This window comes from Rhizobium sp. PDO1-076 (genome assembly GCF_000247475.1).
GTDB lineage: Bacteria > Pseudomonadota > Alphaproteobacteria > Rhizobiales > Rhizobiaceae > Allorhizobium.
Map to the genome: position 1 here is coordinate 102,634 of NZ_AHZC01000111.1, position 16,931 is coordinate 119,564.

A 16,931-nucleotide genomic window follows, 5' to 3' on the forward strand; every position below is an offset into this window, starting at 1 on the left:
GCCTGCCTTAGAGCAGGCCTGCGGCGCGCGCGCCCTTGTCCAGCGAGCTCATCGGACGCGGTCCGATCTGCTGGATGACAACGCCGGCGGCATAGCAGCCCAGATGGGCGCAATCCTCAAGCGAACGATCATTGGTGTAGCCGAACAGGAAACCTGAAGCGAAAAGGTCGCCGGCCCCAGTCGTATCCAGGAGATTGGTAACCACGGTCGCCGGAACACGGATTCGCTGGTCGCCCTTGACCACGACCGCGCCATTTTCGCCCATGGTGACAGCGGCAAGCTTGCAGTCGGCAGCAATCCGGTCGAGCGCAACGGCGAAATCATCCGTTTCATAGAGCGACAGCGCTTCCTGCTCATTGGCAAAGACAATGTCGACGGTGCCGGAGCGCATCAGATCGAGGAATTCCTCGCGGTAGCGGCCGACGCAGAAACTGTCCGACAAGGTCATCGACATTTCGCGGCCATTGTCATGGGCAATGCGGGCGCATTCGAGGATCGCCTGCTTGGCACGCGGCGGATCCCAGAGATAACCTTCGAAATAGGTGACCTTGGACTGGGCAACAACCTCCGGCTCGACATCTTCCGGACCAAGCTCGACGCAGGCACCGAGATAGGTGTTCATCGAACGCTCGCCGTCCTCGGTGACGAAGATCATGCTGCGCGCGGTCGGCGGCTGGCTGCCCAGCGGGCGGGTTTCGAAATGCACGCCCTGGGCACGGATGTCATGGGTGAAGATCTCACCCAACTGGTCTTCGGCGACCTTGCCGAAATAAGCGGCCCTGCCACCGAAATTGGCGATGCCGGCGGCCGTATTGCCGGCGCTGCCGCCAGATGCCTCGACGGCTGGACCCATCAGACTGTAGAGCCGCTCGGCACGATCGGCATCAATGAGGTTCATCGCACCCTTGGTGATCTCGTTGTCGATTAGAAAGTGGTCATCGCAGCGGGAAATGATGTCGACGATGGCATTACCGACAGTGAGGACGTCGAATCGGCTCATGATGGTCTTGGGCTCCGTTGTCTTGGCCGAACGGTCATAGCCTTTTTTCCCGGGTTTGAAAGGGGGCGGTGAAAACCTTCGTTGTCATTCGGCTGTTACCTTGGCGGGCTAGTGGATGCCTGTGCGGACGGCATAAGCTCCCCAGCGCCGATCCGAAGAACCATGACAGGTTCCACAACCTGGCCAAGCCGACCACGGATGTACTGGCGGCGCGGATACAGGTCCCGGCTCAACCGGGCGTAAAAGCAGGCATTGCCTGCTTTTTGTCGTTCCAAGCCATGCCTTCCGAGGCTGGTCGCCGGCGATTTCAGGGTCTAAGAAAGAGCCTGTCTTTTTCCTGCGAGTCGCCCATTTCATGTCATCCGTTGCCCAAGACGTCTTGCCCATCTTCATTCTCATCCTGTTCGGCTGGTCGCTGGTAAGGCTGAAAATCCTCAAGGCAGACATTGGAGACGGACTCGGCGACTTCGTGTTCAGGGTGGCGGTACCGATGCTGATGTTCCGCACCATCGCCAATGCAGATTTCCATGGCGCCTCGCCATTCCGGTTGTGGATTGCCTATTTTGCCGGCGTTGCGGTCGCCTGGACGCTGGGCCACATCATCGCAACGCGGTTTTTCGGTCGCGATCAGCGCATCGGCGTTCTGGCGGGGCTTTCGGGCGCTTTCGCCAACAATGTCTTCATCGGCCTGCCACTGGTCGACCGCACGGTTGGCCCGGACGGGATCGTCGCCATGTCGATCCTGCTGGCCGTGCACCTGCCGCTGATGATGATCGCCGGTACCGTGGCGATGGAAAGGGCGGAGCAGAAGACTACGGGCCGCCCATCGGAAGGTATTCTGGCCGTCTCGCGCCAGGTCGGAGCAAATCTCATCCGCAACCCGCTGATCATCGGCCTGATGGCGGGGCTGGTGCTGCAGATCATCGGTCTCAAGATGCCGCAGATGCTGGACGGTATCGTCGGCCAGGTGGCCGGGATGGCAGCACCTGCGGCCTTGATCTCGCTTGGCATGACGCTGACAAAATATGGCATGGCGGGCAATGTGCGGTTCGCGAGCGTCATGACCGCGATCAAGCTGGTCGTCATGCCGGCAACCGTGTGGCTGGTCGCCACAATGCTCGGCCTCAGTCCGCAATGGACCGCCGCGCTCGTCCTCACATCATCCGTTCCGACCGGGATCAATGCCTGGCTGATTGCCAGCCGCTTTGGCGTGGGCCAGGGACTTGCGGCCTCGATCATCACTCAATCGACGGCGATCGGCGTGATCAGCGTCTCGCTCTGGGCCCTGCTGCTGCTCTGAGGAAGAGCCTGATCCGAACCCACTCTCCGACCCAAACAAAAATGCCCGGCGCGAGGCCGGGCATCAAATGGAATGATCTGAATGATCAGTTGGTCACCGGCGGCGCCGGCAGAGCGACCGGAGCATCTGCCATGGTGTGCAGATACAGGATTAGGTTTGCGCGCTCTTCATCCTTCTTGATGCCGGCAAAGCCCATGGCGGTGCCTGGGATATGCTTTTTCGGCGCCGTCAGGAAGGCGTTCAGGTGATCCCAGGTCCAGAGTTCGGTGCCACCCTTGGAGAAATCCTTCATGGCAGCCGAATAGCTGAAGCCTTCATGCGTTGCGATCGGACGGTCGACAAGGCCAAAGAGATTCGGGCCAACCTTGTTGGCGCCGCCCTTGGTATCGGTGTGACAGCTCGCGCATTTCTTGAAGACGCCTTCGCCAGCGGTTGCATCGGCGCTGGCCAGCAGAACCGCGATCGGCACAGCCGCTGCGGCTTCCGGCGCAGCTTCGCCTTCAGCAGCCTCAGCCACGATGGCGAAGCCTTCCTTCTCGGGATGTTCCGAATGGAAAATCCCTTCCGAGGCGATGGACACAGACATCAGGACGAAGACGGTGCCCAGAAAGGCACCCACGCCCATATTCACGTAAGAATTCATCTGCAAAGCTCCCCATGCAGCCGGCCGATCAGCAACCGAGCGATCTTGAAATCGCGCGGAACCTATGTCTTTTGCATAACACATGCAACACGATTATGGTCCCCGCAACTGGGACTTATTGACACTTCTGCGCGGCGATTTGAAGGGGTTAGGCATGAATAAAGACGATAGCGGGAAAACCGTGGTGCTAATTCCCGCCCGCATGGCCTCGACCCGCCTTCCCGGCAAGCCTTTGGCGGACATTTGCGGCCTGCCGATGATCGTCCAGGTGGCCAAGCGGGCACAGGAGGCCGATGTCGGACGAATCATTGTTGCGGTCGACGACCAGCGGACATTCGATGCGGTTGCCGCAGCCGGTTTCGAAGTCGTGATGACGAGGGTCGATCATCAATCCGGCTCGGACCGGATCTTCGAAGCTTTGAGCAAGGTCGATCCCGATGGTAAAGCCGAAATCGTCATCAACGTGCAGGGCGACCTGCCGACCATCGATCCGCAGACCATCCGCGCCGCACTCCGCCCGCTGGACAACGATGCCGTCGACATCGCAACGCTGACGGTGGAAATCGAGGACGAGGCCGAAAAGACCAATCCCAACGTGGTGAAGGTGGTTGGGTCGCCGCTCAGCGATACGCGACTGCGGGCACTATACTTCACCCGCACGACTGCGCCGCATGGCGCCGGACCGCTTTACCACCATATCGGCCTTTATGCCTATCGCCGAAGCGCGCTGGAGCGGTTCGTCAAGCTATCGCCCTCGACGCTGGAAAAGCGCGAGTCGCTGGAGCAACTGAGAGCGCTCGAGGCGGGGATGCGTATCGATGTTGAGATCGTGAAAACCGTGCCGCTCGGCGTCGATACGCCGGCCGACCTCGAAAAAGCCCGCCGCATTCTTTCGGCCCACTCCATTTAAGGACGCATACCCTTGGCCCCGACCAACAAGATTTCCTTCCAGGGCGACTTTGGCGCCAATTCCGACATGGCCTGCCGGGACATGTTTCCCTCGATGGAGCCGCTGCCCTGCCCGACCTTCGAGGATGCCTTCGTGGCGCTGGAGACCGGCGACGTCGATCTGGCGATGATCCCGATCGAAAACACGCTGGCCGGCCGCGTCGCAGACATCCATTATCTGCTGCCGCTGTCGCGACTGCATATCAGCGGCGAATATTTCATGCCGATCCGCTTCCAGTTGATGGTCCTGCCGGGGGTGAAGCTTGACGAGATCCGCACCGTGCACAGCCATATCCATGCGCTGGGCCAGTGCCGCAAGATCATCCGCAGCCATGGCTGGAAGGCCGTCGTCGCCGGCGATACCGCCGGGGCCGCCAAGCAGGTGTCGGAACAGGGAGACCGCAGCATGGCGGCTCTCGCGCCGCGGCTGGCGTCTTCGCTCTACGGTCTCGATATCATCGCGGAAAATGTCGAAGATTCCGACAACAACGTCACCCGTTTCGTTGTCCTGTCCCGCGACGAGCACGAGCCCAAGCGCAAGAGCGACGACGAGATTTTCATCACCACCTTCGTGTTCAATGTGCGCAACCTGCCGGCGGCTCTGTACAAGGCGATGGGCGGCTTTGCCACCAATGGCGTCAACATGACGAAGCTGGAAAGCTACCAGATCGGCGGCAAGTTCATCGCCACCCAATTCTATGCCGATATCGAGGGGCATCCGGACGACGCGCCGGTAAAGCGGGCTCTGGAAGAACTGCGGTTCTTCTCGGAAAAGGTTCGCATTCTCGGCGTCTACAAGGCGCATGCGATGCGCGGCAAGCTTTGACGCCAAACACGACCGGGCGCTCAGCGCGCCCAGTCAAGCCAATCGCTCATCAGCCGATGGGCGATAGTCCCATTGGCAGGCGCTTTGGCGGTTTCATTGGTGAGATCGATCATCGATTGCACTTCCGCACGCGAGAACCAGCGGCAATCGACCAGTTCGGCCTCATCGCGCGTCACATCAAGCGACAGGGCCTCGGCATAGCAGCCGATCATCAACTGATGCGGCATCGGCCAGGGCTGGGTGGCGTGATAGCGGACCCGACCTATGGTGATGCCCGATTCTTCGAAGGTCTCCCGGCGTACGGCATTCTCAATCGTTTCCGCAGGCTCGATGAAGCCGGCCAGGCAGGAATACATGCCTTCGGGGAAATGGGCGCCGCGTCCCAGAAGACAGCGGTCATTCACCTCATCCACGGTCATCATAATGACAACCGGATCGGTGCGGGGAAAGGCGACACGGCCACAGGAGAGGCATTCGCGCTTGTAACCGCCGATGCGCATTTCCATCGTGTGACCACAGCTGCCGCAGAAGCGGTTCTCGGCATTCCAGTGCAGCAGGCTGAATCCTTGCGCCGCTTCGCCGACGAGTTCCTCGTCAACGCCTGATTCCCGGAACAGTTCGCGCGCGGTCAGCGCCTTGTAATTCATAGCCAGCTGTTCTTCGCCGGCATTCACCGGCACGGCAATGCGCGGCTCGCCATTCGGCTTGTGGCCCAGCAGGACCGCACCGTCGAGATCAGGCTCAAGCCCGACCAATTCGTATGGTGCAAAGAGCGGATCGAGGATCTGGCCGTCGTGTTTGAACACCAGGCGATTGCCAGCAAAGGCCAGAAGGTGCGTGCCTTCCACCGCCATGGCGTGGGCAAGGCTATCCTCCGTGCGATGCTCGGCATTGCGATCAAGACCATTGCCGGAAAAGGCGGTGAGTGCGCTGGCCTCTGGATGAGGCGCGGATGTGTCAAAAATGGATCGTTTTTTCATTGCAGGGCTTCGAGAATCCGGGACTTGAGCGCGTTGAATGTATCGTCGGAATGGGCAATTGGCGATCCATGGCCCCAGATCGGACCCGGCCAGTTCGGATCATCCTCGAAGCGGGCAACGACATGGACATGGAGTTGTCGCACGACATTGCCAATTGCCGCGATGTTGATCTTGGTCGCACCGGTCACTTTCTTCAAGGCTGCGGCAACCGTCACCTGTTCGAAGGTGAGCATGGCCTGATCGAGCGGAGTCAGGTCGAAAACTTCGATCATGCCCGATCTCTGCGGCACCAGGATCAACCATGGCCAGCGGCTATCGTGGGCAAGCCTCAGATCGCAAAGCCCCAGCTTCAGGATGGACTGACTGTCGCGCGCAATACGCTCATCGAGAAGAAATGGCTCCAAGGTGTTTCTCCGCTGTTGTTTTTCCATGCTGTAGCAGTTTTTTACGGGCTTGGCTTGCATTTGCCGTCGTTATTGCCGATATGTCACCTCGGGAGGTTGGTGGTGGACGAGCCACTCGCCAACCGGGTCAGATCCGGAAGGAAGCAGCCCTAACGAGCGCGGCACGGGTCATCGTGCCAGCCTCCCACCTCATCATCATTTCCGGCCCGTGATCCAAAACCATGGGCCGCGCCATGCCCGAGCCGGGCGGACGGGGAAGCTGGCAACGCGATGAGCGATTTGGAGCCCACTGCAGAGGCCAAAACCGCCCCCGGCGGATACCGCGTGCTTGCCCGCAAATATCGCCCCAAGGATTTCTCCGACCTGATGGTCGGCCAGGAGCCGATGGTTCGCACGCTGACCAATGCGTTCGAGACCGGCCGCATTGCCCAGGCCTATATGCTGACCGGTGTCCGTGGAGTCGGCAAGACGACCACGGCCCGTATTCTGGCACGCGCGCTCAACTACAAGACAGCCGAAATCGACAAGCCAACGATCGACCTTCGCATTCCCGGCGAGCATTGCCAGGCAATCATGGAAGGTCGCCATGTCGACGTCATCGAGATGGACGCAGCATCGCATACCGGGATCGACGATATCCGCGAGATCATCGAGCAGGTGCGCTACCGCCCGGTTTCGGCGCGCTACAAAGTTTACATCATCGACGAAGTGCACATGCTGTCGACGGCGGCCTTCAACGGCCTCCTGAAGACGCTCGAAGAGCCGCCGGAACATGTGAAGTTCATTTTCGCCACGACGGAAATCCGCAAGGTTCCGATTACCGTTCTGTCACGCTGCCAGCGCTTTGACTTGCGCCGGATCAGCGCCAGCGATCTGGTGGGGCTGTTCTCGACCATCGCATCCAAAGAGGGCATCCAGGCTGACGAGGATGCGCTGGCGATGATCGCACGCGCTGCCGAAGGTTCGGCGCGCGACGGTCTTTCGCTGCTCGACCAGGCCATTGCCCATGGCAGCGGCGCGGTGCATGCCGATGCCGTGCGCTCCATGCTCGGACTTGCCGACCGGGCTCGCATTGTCGATCTTTTCGACCATATTGTGCGCGGCGATGTCGCGGCGGCGCTTGAAGAATTCGGCGGCCAGTATGAGGCGGGTGCCAACCCGACCGTAGTGCTGACGGATCTGGCCGATTTTACCCATCTGGTGACCCGGCTCAAATATATTCCATCGGCCGCACAGGATGCTTCGCTGAGCGAAGTCGAGCGCGTGCGCGGCGCATCGCTGGCCGAAAGCGTGGCCGTAACGACACTTTCGCGCATGTGGCAGATGCTCCTGAAGGGGATCCCGGAGGCAGAAGGCTCGTCGCGTCCTGCAGGTGCTGCCGAAATGGTCATCATCCGCCTGGCGCACGCGGCGCATCTGCCATCGCCGGAAGATGCGGCCCGCCGTCTGCTCGAGATGTCCGACGGCCAGCCGGCGGAGCGCGGAGCGTCTGCGCCACGCCCGAATGGCGGCGGCGGCGGCGGTGGTGGTGCGTCGATGGCGATGCGGGTTCAGGCGGTTGCCCAGCCGTCAGCAGACAGTGCGCCGCGGATTGCATCCAGCCAACCTGTTGCCCATCTTCAAAGCGTGCCGGCCGGCGACGCGCTGCCTATCGCCATGGAGCGGGCGCAGCCGAAGGTACAAGAAGCACCGACACCCAAGGTCCAGATCAAGTCGCTGGAAGACATTGCCGAGCTTTGCAGCAAAAACCGCGATCCGCGCCTGAAGGCGTTGATGCGTGGCTTCGTCCGTCTTGTGCGACTGGAGCCGGGCCGGCTGGAGATCAATCTGCCGCCAGACGCGCCGAAGACACTGGTCGGCGATCTGCAGAAACGACTGGAGGAATGGACCGAAATCCGCTGGATGGTCATTCTGAGCCGCGAGGAAGGGGCGCCTACCCTTGTCGAGGTGGAAAACACCACGCGCGAGACGCGGCTGCGCGATGCCCGGCAAGACCCGGATGTTGCAGCGATCCTTGCGCGTTTTCCCGGCGCCAAGATCACCGACGTCCGCATCAAGGCCGGAACAATGGAAGAGGATGAAGATACGCGTCCACCGCCGGCGATTGTCGAGAACGACGAAGGCGATATCCTGCCGGGCGACGATATCGAATTCTAGAACGCCTGAGTTTACCGCCAATTCCGGACGCAAGACCGCTTTCAAGCACGGTGGACTGTGCAGAACAGTCGAACCGGAGCCAGACAAGAAGACAACAAACCAAGGAGATGACGATGCGCGACATCATGGGCATGATGGGCAAGGTCAAGGAAATGCAGGCCAAGATGGAAAAGACGCAGGCGGAAATCGCCGCGCTTGAAATCGAGGGCAAATCCGGTGGCGGCCTGGTGACCATCGTCCTGAACGGCAAGGGCGAGATGAAGAGCATCAAGATCGATCCATCGCTTTTCAAGGAAGAGGATTCTGAAATCCTCGAAGACCTGATCGTCGCCGCGCACAAGGACGCCAAGGACAAGGGCGAGGTCCAGGCCCAGGAAAAGATGGCTTCCATCACGGCCGGCATCCCCCTGCCGCCTGGCATGAAGTTTCCTTTCTGATCCGATGGCCTGATCCAAGGCCAAGCCTTGGCGGGTCTACTAAAGGTAGATCCGCTGTGGCCAGGGGTTGCTCCCTTCGCGCAGCCAGTCGAGACTGCTCTTCCAGAAGCCTTGTTCGTGGCGGGCATGAAATAGATTGAAATGGCCAACGCGATCGAAGCCAAGATCCGCAGGCGACAGGTGCACTTTGGCGATTGACGCACCCGTGTAGTAGGCCATGGCCCTATTGATGGCCTTGGGCGTTGCAATCGGATCATCCGATATCGAGACGGCGAGAATTGGTGCTGTGAGAGCGGCGAAACCTCTGCGCATCTCGATCGATTCGTCAGTCATCAGCCCCTGCTCAGCTCTGCCCTGTTGAAAACCCCATCCCAGCGCCACGCCCTTTGGCAGGTCCTCCAGCCAGCCTAGCCGTTTTCCGGGGAAATAACCCAGTGCCGCGGTGATTGCGGGCATCAACAGATGCCACTTGATCGCCATGGGCAGGCGCTTACTCAACTGATAGTCACCCCAATAGCCATACTGTCCGCCAACGGAGAGAAGACCGGCTATGCAATTGGCCTTGGACGCGTAGCCGGGAAGGAAGCCGCCTATGCTGTGACCAACGACCAGCACGCGCCCGGTCTCGTCACGATCCAATACATGGCGAAGCGCTGCGTCGAAATCCTGCTGCCCCCATTGGCGCCATGTATAGGATACGCGGCGGAGATCGGCCGGTCGCGACTGACCGATGCCGCGATAGTCGTAGGTAAAGACGTTAAAGCCGTGCCTGGCCAGAAAGCGCGCATAGTAGTGGTAGTAACGGGCAGGCACGCCGGTTGCAGGATTGATCACGACCGTCGCGACCGGTGCGTCGGCCACCGGCAACCACCAGTCCCCGGCGAGCCGAACGCCGTCGGCGCAAAGCAGTTCGATCCGGTTCTCCTGCATTTGTCTCCCCCGACTGATCCGGCGCATGATGACTGCCGCAGACCTACGGGTAAAGTTCAGCGGCATGCGACTATCGTCGATATCGATCAGGATATCGCGCGCCGTATGTCCTGCTTCCACCTGTCGTTTATCGGCGCGCCAAGATAGCGCTGCCGGTCGTGCTGCGAGAGAGACCTACCGAAGGTGGCCATCATTTCGGGCAGGCTGACCCGCTCGCCGTCATAGGGCATCACTGCAACATCCTGGCCCGCTTCAATCAGCCCCGCCTTCAGGACCCGGCAATAAGCCCCGCCTCGCGCCGCACAGGCATATCGCTTGACCATTGCGGGCTCACCCATGCGCGCAGCGAAAGTTGCGCAGGGCATGCGCGGGGAGGTCACTTCCAGGAGCACATCGCCGATGGCAAAACGATCACCGGCCGCCAGCGTTCGATTGTCCAGGCCCTCGACGAGCAGGTTTTCGCCGAAGGTGCCGGGCGGCAGGTCGCGGCCAAGTTCGCTCTCCCACCAGGCAAGATCGATGCTGCCTTCCAGATAGATCGCCTGCTCGACTCCACCATGATGCTTGCGATTGCAGATGCTGTCGCCGACGAGACCCTGTGCGTCGACCATCATCGGCCCGCTGACAGCGGTCTTGTTGATCCCGGTCTTGTATTTCTTGCCCGGCAACACTTCGGGGTTGCCACGGCATACGGCGCGTATTTTCATCCGTAACCCGTGTTCGACGATTCCGTTTGCAGACGTTATGGGCTAGAAACGCCGTATGGCAAAGCGAGTCACCGGGCCCGAAATCGAAAAACTCATCCAGCTTCTGGCGAAGGTGCCGGGGCTCGGGCCGCGTTCGGCGCGGCGCGCTGCACTGCATCTGATTAAGAAGAAGGACCAGCTTCTCGGGCCGCTCGGCCATGCAATGGGCGAAGCCTATGACAAGGTGAAGATCTGTTCGTGCTGCGGCAATGTCGACACGATCGATCCCTGCACGGTGTGCACCGACGATCGGCGCGACCAGTCGATGATCATCGTCGTCGAGGATGTTTCCGACCTCTGGGCGCTGGAGCGGGCAGGCGCAATGAACGCCGCCTATCATGTGCTTGGCGGCACCTTGTCTCCGCTGGATGGCGTTGGCCCCGATGATCTCAACATCAAGGGGCTGATCGAGAGGGTGGCCAAGGGTGGCGTCCGCGAAGTCATCATCGCCGTCAACGCAACCGTCGAAGGTCAAACTACCGCCCATTACATCACCGATCATCTGACCGGGCTGGACGATGTGAAGATCACCCGGTTGGCACACGGCGTGCCCGTCGGGGGCGAACTCGACTATCTCGATGAAGGAACGCTGTCTGCGGCGCTCCGAGCACGCACGGTGATCTGACGGTCGCCTACGGGAGAAAACATTATGGGCGACAACACCCGCCGCTCGCTGGCACGCTTGGCCCTGGCGCTTTCGGTGCTCCTGAGTTCCAGCGCACAGATCATCGCAGCGCCATCCCGACCGAGTGTTGAAGCACAGTTCCAGCGCTGGATTGCAACCGACCTGTGGCGCGAAGCGCAGGCGACCGGTATTTCCAAGCCTGCTTTCGACAAGGCCGTCGCCGGCCTGATGCTCAACTGGGATCTGCCGGATCTCGTGCCGCCCGGCACGACGCCGCCGAAGGAACAGAGCCAGAGCCAGGCCGAGTTTTCCTCGCCAGCTTCGTATTTCTCCGAAAAAAGACTGCAGGGACTGGCCGCGACCGGTCGCTCGCTCGCATCGCAACACGCCGGCACGATGCGCAAAGTCGAGGCGACCTATGGCGTGCCCGGTTCGATTCTCGTGGCCATCTGGGGTCGCGAATCCGGTTTCGGCAAGGCGAAAATGCCCTATCGCGCTTTGGACGTGCTGGCCACCAAGGCCTTCATGTCGACACGCAAGGACATGTTCCAGCGCGAACTGATCTCGGCCCTGCACATGATCGAGGGCGGCGACGTGACGGCCCAACAGATGCGCGGCTCCTGGGCCGGCGCGCTTGGGCAACCACAATTCATGCCGACGAGTTTCCTGAAATATGCCGTGGATTTCGATGGCGACGGGAAACGTGACATCTGGAATTCGGTGCCGGACATCCTCGCATCGATCGCCAATTACCTAGTCAAGAGCGGCTGGCAGCGCGGCCGCGACTGGGGCTTCGAGATCAGCATTCCGGACGGTGTCTCCTGCGCGCAGGAAGGACCGGACCGGGCACAGCCGGTGTCGGCATGGGCGTCGGAGGGACTCACCCGCATTTCCGGCAAGGCCTTCCCCTCCGGGGAAATCAAGCAAGACGCCATGATGCTGGTTCCGGCCGGTACCTTCGGCCCTGAATTCCTGGTTACCCCGAATTTCTATGTAATCAAGGAATACAACAATTCCGATCTCTATGCGCTTTTCATCGGCAATCTGGCCGACAGGATCAGCAGCGGGTCGGGCGCCTTCAATGCGTCCTGGGGCGATGTCGGCAAGATGCTGCGCTCGGATGTCCTGGCGATGCAGAAGGCGCTGGTGGCGCAAGGCTTCGATGTCGGCAAGGTGGACGGGCTGCCGGGCTTCAAGACACGGCGCTCCCTTGGCGAATGGCAGGCGAAGAACGGGCTCACTCCGACATGCTACCCTAGCGCCAGCCTGAAGGCAAAGCTGCGCTGACCGCATTGATCAGGGATGGTCGATATGCGGCTGGTGGAATACGTCATCCGCCGGAGGGATCGCCTGCCGTTCGATCATCCGGTGCACATGCGGGCTGGTTGATCCGCGATGCAGTTCGACCAGCCGATCGGTGATTTCCGCGTCGGCCTTGGTGCGGCGCTGGTTGTGGCGGACGTAATCCACCCATGTCGGCACGTGATAGGTCTCCGTCCAGATCTCCGGCTTTTCGAGATCACGCATCAGCGTCCAGTTGCGCGCACCGTCACGCAGACGGATGCGGCGGCGCTCGACCATGATGCGCAGAAACTCCGGCACATCGACATCATCGATCTCGAAGTCGATCTGGATGACGATTGGCCCGCTGCGCGGTCGTATGTCCAGCTTCAGCGCCGGTTCGTTGAAGCGGTTGAGAGGATCGAGATCGAGGGTGGAGAAAGCCGGCATCGGCAGAAAAAAGCCGATCGCCACGCCGACCATCATCAATGCGCCGGAGGTAATCAGCGCGTGTCCTGACCCTGAATTTTCGGCGATACTGCCCCACAGCCAGCTGCCGGTTGCCATACCACCGAAGGTGGCCGTCTGATACAGCGACAATGCCCTGCCCACCACCCAGCGTGGCGTCGACAACTGCACCACCGTGTTGAACAGGGACAAAGCCAAGACCCAGCAGGCGCCGGCAATCATCAATGCGGCGCCTGCCATCCAGATCGAATCGCTTACACCGGTGACGACCGTCGCCAGCGCAAAGCCGGCAAAGGAGGCGCGCACGATGTCCTCGCTCGACAGGATTTCGCGCAGGCGCTGATTGTAGAGTGCACCGAGGATGGCACCCACACCGAAGGCACCCAGAAGACCGCCATAGACCAGCGGACCGCCCGCCAGCTGGTCTCGGGCCACGATCGGCAGAAGCGAGAGTATCGATGTTGCCGTCAGGCCGAAGACAAATCCGCGGAACAGCACCTTGCCGAGATTGGGCGACATGGCAACATAACGAAGACCGGCCGAGATCGCCGGACCGAGCTGCTCGCGCGGCAGCGTGGCCTGCGGATAGTCGGGCTTCCAGCGGAACAGCGCATAAAGAATGGCAAAATAGCTGAGCGTATTGGCCGCGAACGCTGCCGCGGCACCCGCGGCAGCCACGATCAGGCCGCCGATGGCCGGACCGACGCTGCGGGTGATATTGAAGCCCATGCTGTTGAGCGAAACCGCTGCCGGCAGATCGGCGCGCGGTACCATATCGCCAACCGATGCCTGCCAGGAAGGATTGTTGAGTGCCGTGCCACAGCCGATCAGGAAGGTGAAGGTCAAAAGCGCCCAGGGCGTGATCAGATCGAGATAGGCAAACAAGGCCAGCAAGGCCGAAATCGTCACCATGAAGAGTTGCGAAGCGATCATCACACGACGGCGATCAAAGCTGTCGGCGATGGCACCGGCGATCAGCGAGAACAGCATGATCGGCCCGGTATTGGAGGCCTGAACAAGCGCCACCATGTTTTCGGAACTGGAGATGGATGCCATCATCCACGCGGCGCCAACACCTTGAATGAGCCCGCCAAGATTGGACGCCATACTGGCGAACCAGATCCGCCGATAGAACTCGTTTGCAAGGGGAGATAGCGGAGATCGGCTGTCGGGCACAGAGCTTACTCGTCGATTGGCTTGTCCAGGAATGGAATTGGCGGAGCACGCCAGCCAGCGGCTCACCTTGCAACGGTCAAGCCCTCAAAGGCAAGTTTGTTTTAGGCCCGAAGCGAAAAGCTTGCATTTGGGGGCAAGGCAGCGTATACGGCATTCAAATTCTTGATCGACCGATGGAGAGTGGGACCGCAAGGACCCGCTCTTTTTTATTGGCGATCGCATCCAATCGGGAGTATGACGATTGTCCGATAACATGCCGCAGCCTGAACCGGGCGAAGCACGGATTATCATTGAGACGGGCCTAGACCGTCGTATCGCAGAGATCATCGAGCCTGTGCTCGTGGCGATGGATTTCAAACTTGTCCGCGTGCGGATGATGAACCAGAACGGGCTCACGCTGCAGGTCATGGCCGAACGCAACGACGGGACAATGACCGTCGAGGATTGCGAAGCCGTATCCATGGCGATCTCGCCGGTGCTTGACGTCGAGGATCCGGTCGACAGGGAATATCATCTGGAAGTCTCGTCCCCCGGGATCGACCGGCCAATGGTGCGCAAGTCCGACTTTGCCCGCTGGCAGGGCAATCTGGTAAAGTGCGAGACTTCGATTCTCGTCGATAACCGCAAGCGCTTCCGTGGCAAGATCGTTGCCGTGGATGCCGATGGCTTTACGCTTGAGCGCGATCAGCTGGCCTATGGCGAAGAGCCTCGGCTGGTCATCCCGTTCAGCACCTTGGCGGAAGCCAAGCTCATCTTGACGGATGAACTGGTCCGTGACGCGCTTCGTGCAGACAAGTTGGCTAAGGCGCAAGCCGCCAACCAGAATGACGAAGACGACAGCGAAGACGCATAACGTTTGACAGATAGCCTTGCGGCAGACGCCCAGGCATGAAGACGGAGACCTAAGACAATGGCAGTCAGTGCTAACCGGCTCGAGCTCTTGCAGATCGCAGATGCCGTTGCCCGCGAAAAGGTGATCGACCGCGAAATCGTGCTCGCCGCCATGGCCGACGCGATCCAGAAGGCTGCCCGTTCGCGTTACGGCACCGAGACCAATATCCGCGCCGACATCAATTCCAAGACCGGCGAAATTCGCCTGCAGCGTCTGCTGGAAGTCGTCGAGAAGGTCGAGGACTACGCCACGCAGATCGCTTTGGAACTGGCGCGCGACCGCAATGTCGATGCCAAGCTTGGCGACTATATCGCCGATCCGCTGCCGCCGATGGATTTCGGCCGTATCGCTGCCCAATCGGCCAAGCAGGTCATCGTGCAGAAGGTGCGCGAAGCCGAGCGTGACCGCCAGTATGACGAATTCAAGGACCGCATGGGCGAGATCGTCAACGGCACCGTGAAGCGCGTCGAATACGGCAATGTCATCGTCGATCTTGGCCGTGGCGAAGGCATCATCCGTCGTGACGAAATGATCCCACGCGAAGCGTTCCGCTACGGCGACCGCGTGCGCGCCTATGTCTACGACGTGCGCCGCGAACAGCGCGGCCCGCAGATCTTCCTGTCGCGTACCCATCCGCAGTTCATGGTGAAGCTGTTCACCATGGAAGTGCCGGAAATCTACGACGGCATCATTCAGATCAAGTCGGTTGCCCGTGACCCGGGTTCGCGCGCCAAGATCGCCGTCATCTCGAACGATAGCTCGATCGATCCGGTCGGCGCTTGCGTCGGTATGCGCGGTTCCCGCGTCCAGGCCGTCGTCGGCGAACTGCAGGGTGAAAAGATCGACATCATTCCGTGGAGCCAGGATCCCGCTTCCTTCATCGTCAACGCCCTGCAGCCGGCTGAAGTCGCTAAGGTCGTTCTCGACGAAGACGCAGAACGCATCGAAGTCGTGGTTCCGGACGAGCAGCTGTCGCTGGCCATCGGTCGCCGCGGCCAGAACGTGCGCCTGGCCTCGCAGCTGACCGGCTGGGACATCGACATCATGACGGAAGCGGAAGAATCCGAGCGCCGTCAGAAGGAATTCAACGAACGCACCAACCTGTTCATGGACGCCCTCGACGTCGACGAAATGGTCGGTCAGGTTCTGGCCTCGGAAGGCTTCGCCGCCGTCGAGGAACTGGCTTATGTCGAGCTGGACGAAATTGCCTCGATCGATGGTTTCGACGACGATACGGCTGAAGAAATCCAGACCCGCGCTCGTGAATATATCGAGAAGATCGAAGCAGAGAGAGATGCCAAGCGTAAGGAACTCGGCGTTGCCGACGAACTGCGCGAGATCAACGGCATGACCTCGCAGATGATGGTCGCGCTTGGCGAAGACGGCATCAAGACGATCGAAGACTTCGCAGGCTGCGCCGCCGACGACCTGGTGGGCTGGAGCGAACGCAAGAACGGCGAAACAAAGAAGTTCGAGGGCCTGTTCTCGAAGTTCGAGATTTCCCGCGCAGAAGCTGAAAACATGATCGTCCAGGCGCGGCTTTCCGCCGGATGGATCACAGAAGACGATTTGGCTGTTGAAGCCGAAGCTGATGTGGAAGGCGAGGCGGAAGCCGAGCAGGAAGCGTGATGACCGCCCAGTCTCCGGACACGGTGCAGGACGAAGATGACTTCGACCTCAGCGACGTGAATGGACGCATGTGCATCGTCACCCGCGAGAGCGGTTCCCCGGAGACGTTGCTTCGCTTCGTCGCCGGGCCAGACGGCTCGATCGTTCCCGACCTGAAGCGCACGCTTCCCGGTCGGGGCTGCTGGGTAACACCGAGCCGTGAGGCTGTCGAAAAGGCTGTGGCGAAGAAACTCTTCGCCAGGGCACTCAAGAAAGACGTCAAGGCGGATCCCGACCTTGGTGCCATGGTTGACAGGCTTCTTGCCAGTCAACTGACGGGAATGATGAACCTGGCCCGCAAGGCGGGGCAGTTCATCATCGGATCCGCCAAGGTCGAACTCGCTGTTCGCAGCGGGGAAGCGCTTGCGGTGTTCCATTCAACGGACGCCGCTGCGGACGGAATTCGAAAGATCGACCAGGCCCGAAAGGCCCGGCATCTCGGAATGGAAA

General features: G+C 60.6%; 17 protein-coding genes and 1 other RNA gene. 11 read left to right on the forward strand and 7 right to left on the reverse strand.

All coding sequences use genetic code 11. The features are described 5' to 3' along the window. Positions 1–7: 7 nt before the first annotated feature. Positions 8–1,000: an adenosine kinase gene (locus PDO_RS08720; protein WP_007600499.1), complete on the reverse strand. Its 993-nt coding sequence runs from the start codon at positions 998–1,000 to the stop codon at positions 8–10. 355 nt (positions 1,001–1,355) lie between these two features. Here PDO_RS08720 and PDO_RS08725 point away from each other — a divergent pair, with 355 nt between their 5' ends. Beyond that, positions 1,356–2,300, forward strand: a complete 945-nt coding sequence (locus tag PDO_RS08725) for an AEC family transporter (RefSeq protein WP_007600501.1) — start codon at positions 1,356–1,358, stop codon at positions 2,298–2,300. Between the two features lie 85 nt (positions 2,301–2,385). Here PDO_RS08725 and PDO_RS08730 read toward each other — a convergent pair whose 3' ends face one another. After that, positions 2,386–2,943, reverse strand: coding sequence for a c-type cytochrome (locus tag PDO_RS08730; protein WP_007600503.1), 558 nt, complete (start codon positions 2,941–2,943; stop codon positions 2,386–2,388). 154 nt (positions 2,944–3,097) lie between these two features. Between PDO_RS08730 and PDO_RS08735 the strand changes: the two genes are divergently transcribed. Together PDO_RS08735 and PDO_RS08740 are read left to right on the forward strand one after the other, a co-directional pair. After that, on the forward strand, positions 3,098–3,853 hold the full coding sequence (locus tag PDO_RS08735; protein ID WP_037073031.1) for a 3-deoxy-manno-octulosonate cytidylyltransferase: 756 nt from the start codon (positions 3,098–3,100) through the stop codon (positions 3,851–3,853). 66 nt (positions 3,854–3,919) lie between these two features. Further along, positions 3,920–4,717: a prephenate dehydratase gene (locus tag PDO_RS08740; RefSeq protein ID WP_244426395.1), complete on the forward strand. Its 798-nt coding sequence runs from the start codon at positions 3,920–3,922 to the stop codon at positions 4,715–4,717. 20 nt (positions 4,718–4,737) lie between these two features. Here PDO_RS08740 and nudC read toward each other — a convergent pair whose 3' ends face one another. After that, a complete protein-coding gene (gene nudC / locus PDO_RS08745) occupies positions 4,738–5,697 on the reverse strand; it encodes an NAD(+) diphosphatase (RefSeq protein WP_007600507.1) in 960 nt (319 codons plus the stop codon). Next, positions 5,694–6,101, reverse strand: a complete 408-nt coding sequence (locus PDO_RS08750) for an HIT family protein (RefSeq protein ID WP_007600508.1) — start codon at positions 6,099–6,101, stop codon at positions 5,694–5,696. The genes nudC and PDO_RS08750 overlap by 4 nt, the downstream gene beginning before the upstream one ends. A gap of 91 nt (positions 6,102–6,192) precedes the next feature. Here PDO_RS08750 and ffs point away from each other — a divergent pair. From ffs to PDO_RS08760, 3 genes are all read left to right on the forward strand, one after another. Next, positions 6,193–6,289: signal recognition particle sRNA small type (ffs, locus tag PDO_RS27045), an RNA gene on the forward strand. A gap of 82 nt (positions 6,290–6,371) precedes the next feature. Further along, the gene (locus tag PDO_RS08755; protein ID WP_007600509.1) at positions 6,372–8,258 is read left to right on the forward strand and encodes a DNA polymerase III subunit gamma/tau; all 1,887 of its coding nucleotides are present in this window, start codon (positions 6,372–6,374) and stop codon (positions 8,256–8,258) included. Between the two features lie 113 nt (positions 8,259–8,371). Beyond that, entirely contained in the window at positions 8,372–8,695 is a 324-nt protein-coding gene (locus tag PDO_RS08760; RefSeq protein ID WP_007600510.1) for a YbaB/EbfC family nucleoid-associated protein, read from the forward strand. A 39-nt stretch (positions 8,696–8,734) separates the two neighbouring features. Here the strand turns inward: PDO_RS08760 and PDO_RS08765 are convergent, their stop codons facing one another. Both PDO_RS08765 and PDO_RS08770 read right to left on the reverse strand, forming a co-directional pair. Beyond that, the gene (locus PDO_RS08765; RefSeq protein WP_244426391.1) at positions 8,735–9,745 is read right to left on the reverse strand and encodes an alpha/beta hydrolase family protein; all 1,011 of its coding nucleotides are present in this window, start codon (positions 9,743–9,745) and stop codon (positions 8,735–8,737) included. After that, on the reverse strand, positions 9,712–10,332 hold the full coding sequence (locus tag PDO_RS08770) for an MOSC domain-containing protein (RefSeq protein ID WP_007600512.1): 621 nt from the start codon (positions 10,330–10,332) through the stop codon (positions 9,712–9,714). Before PDO_RS08770 ends, PDO_RS08765 begins: the two co-directional genes overlap by 34 nt. 55 nt (positions 10,333–10,387) lie before the next feature. Here PDO_RS08770 and recR point away from each other — a divergent pair, with 55 nt between their 5' ends. Further along, positions 10,388–10,996, forward strand: coding sequence for a recombination mediator RecR (gene recR / locus PDO_RS08775; protein ID WP_007600513.1), 609 nt, complete (start codon positions 10,388–10,390; stop codon positions 10,994–10,996). A 24-nt stretch (positions 10,997–11,020) separates the two neighbouring features. Continuing rightward, on the forward strand, positions 11,021–12,283 hold the full coding sequence (locus PDO_RS08780) for a lytic murein transglycosylase (RefSeq protein ID WP_007600514.1): 1,263 nt from the start codon (positions 11,021–11,023) through the stop codon (positions 12,281–12,283). A gap of 9 nt (positions 12,284–12,292) precedes the next feature. Here the strand turns inward: PDO_RS08780 and PDO_RS08785 are convergent, their stop codons facing one another. Then, on the reverse strand, positions 12,293–13,921 hold the full coding sequence (locus tag PDO_RS08785) for an MFS transporter (RefSeq protein WP_037073038.1): 1,629 nt from the start codon (positions 13,919–13,921) through the stop codon (positions 12,293–12,295). A 253-nt stretch (positions 13,922–14,174) separates the two neighbouring features. On the opposite strand from PDO_RS08785, the gene rimP reads away from it, so the two are divergent. The 3 genes from rimP to PDO_RS08800 form a co-directional block, all read left to right on the forward strand. After that, the gene (gene rimP / locus PDO_RS08790) at positions 14,175–14,774 is read left to right on the forward strand and encodes a ribosome maturation factor RimP (RefSeq protein WP_037073040.1); all 600 of its coding nucleotides are present in this window, start codon (positions 14,175–14,177) and stop codon (positions 14,772–14,774) included. 57 nt (positions 14,775–14,831) lie between these two features. Further along, on the forward strand, positions 14,832–16,442 hold the full coding sequence (gene nusA / locus PDO_RS08795; RefSeq protein ID WP_007600518.1) for a transcription termination factor NusA: 1,611 nt from the start codon (positions 14,832–14,834) through the stop codon (positions 16,440–16,442). Continuing rightward, positions 16,442–16,931: RNA-binding protein (locus tag PDO_RS08800; RefSeq protein WP_007600519.1), on the forward strand; the 490-nt coding region annotated here is incomplete at its 3' end. The genes nusA and PDO_RS08800, both read left to right, overlap by 1 nt.

Bases quoted from the DNA above. Each gene is read 5' to 3' on its own strand.
- PDO_RS08720 (WP_007600499.1), bottom strand. From the start codon at position 1,000: ATGAGCCGATTCGACGTCCTCACTGTCGGTAATGCCATCGTCGACATC.
- PDO_RS08725 (WP_007600501.1), top strand. From the start codon at position 1,356: ATGTCATCCGTTGCCCAAGACGTCTTGCCCATCTTCATTCTCATCCTG.
- PDO_RS08730 (WP_007600503.1), bottom strand. From the start codon at position 2,943: ATGAATTCTTACGTGAATATGGGCGTGGGTGCCTTTCTGGGCACCGTC.
- PDO_RS08735 (WP_037073031.1), top strand. From the start codon at position 3,098: ATGAATAAAGACGATAGCGGGAAAACCGTGGTGCTAATTCCCGCCCGC.
- PDO_RS08740 (WP_244426395.1), top strand. From the start codon at position 3,920: ATGGCCTGCCGGGACATGTTTCCCTCGATGGAGCCGCTGCCCTGCCCG.
- nudC (WP_007600507.1), bottom strand. From the start codon at position 5,697: ATGAAAAAACGATCCATTTTTGACACATCCGCGCCTCATCCAGAGGCC.
- PDO_RS08755 (WP_007600509.1), top strand. From the start codon at position 6,372: ATGAGCGATTTGGAGCCCACTGCAGAGGCCAAAACCGCCCCCGGCGGA.
- PDO_RS08760 (WP_007600510.1), top strand. From the start codon at position 8,372: ATGCGCGACATCATGGGCATGATGGGCAAGGTCAAGGAAATGCAGGCC.
- PDO_RS08770 (WP_007600512.1), bottom strand. From the start codon at position 10,332: ATGAAAATACGCGCCGTATGCCGTGGCAACCCCGAAGTGTTGCCGGGC.
- recR (WP_007600513.1), top strand. From the start codon at position 10,388: ATGGCAAAGCGAGTCACCGGGCCCGAAATCGAAAAACTCATCCAGCTT.
- PDO_RS08780 (WP_007600514.1), top strand. From the start codon at position 11,021: ATGGGCGACAACACCCGCCGCTCGCTGGCACGCTTGGCCCTGGCGCTT.
- rimP (WP_037073040.1), top strand. From the start codon at position 14,175: ATGCCGCAGCCTGAACCGGGCGAAGCACGGATTATCATTGAGACGGGC.
- nusA (WP_007600518.1), top strand. From the start codon at position 14,832: ATGGCAGTCAGTGCTAACCGGCTCGAGCTCTTGCAGATCGCAGATGCC.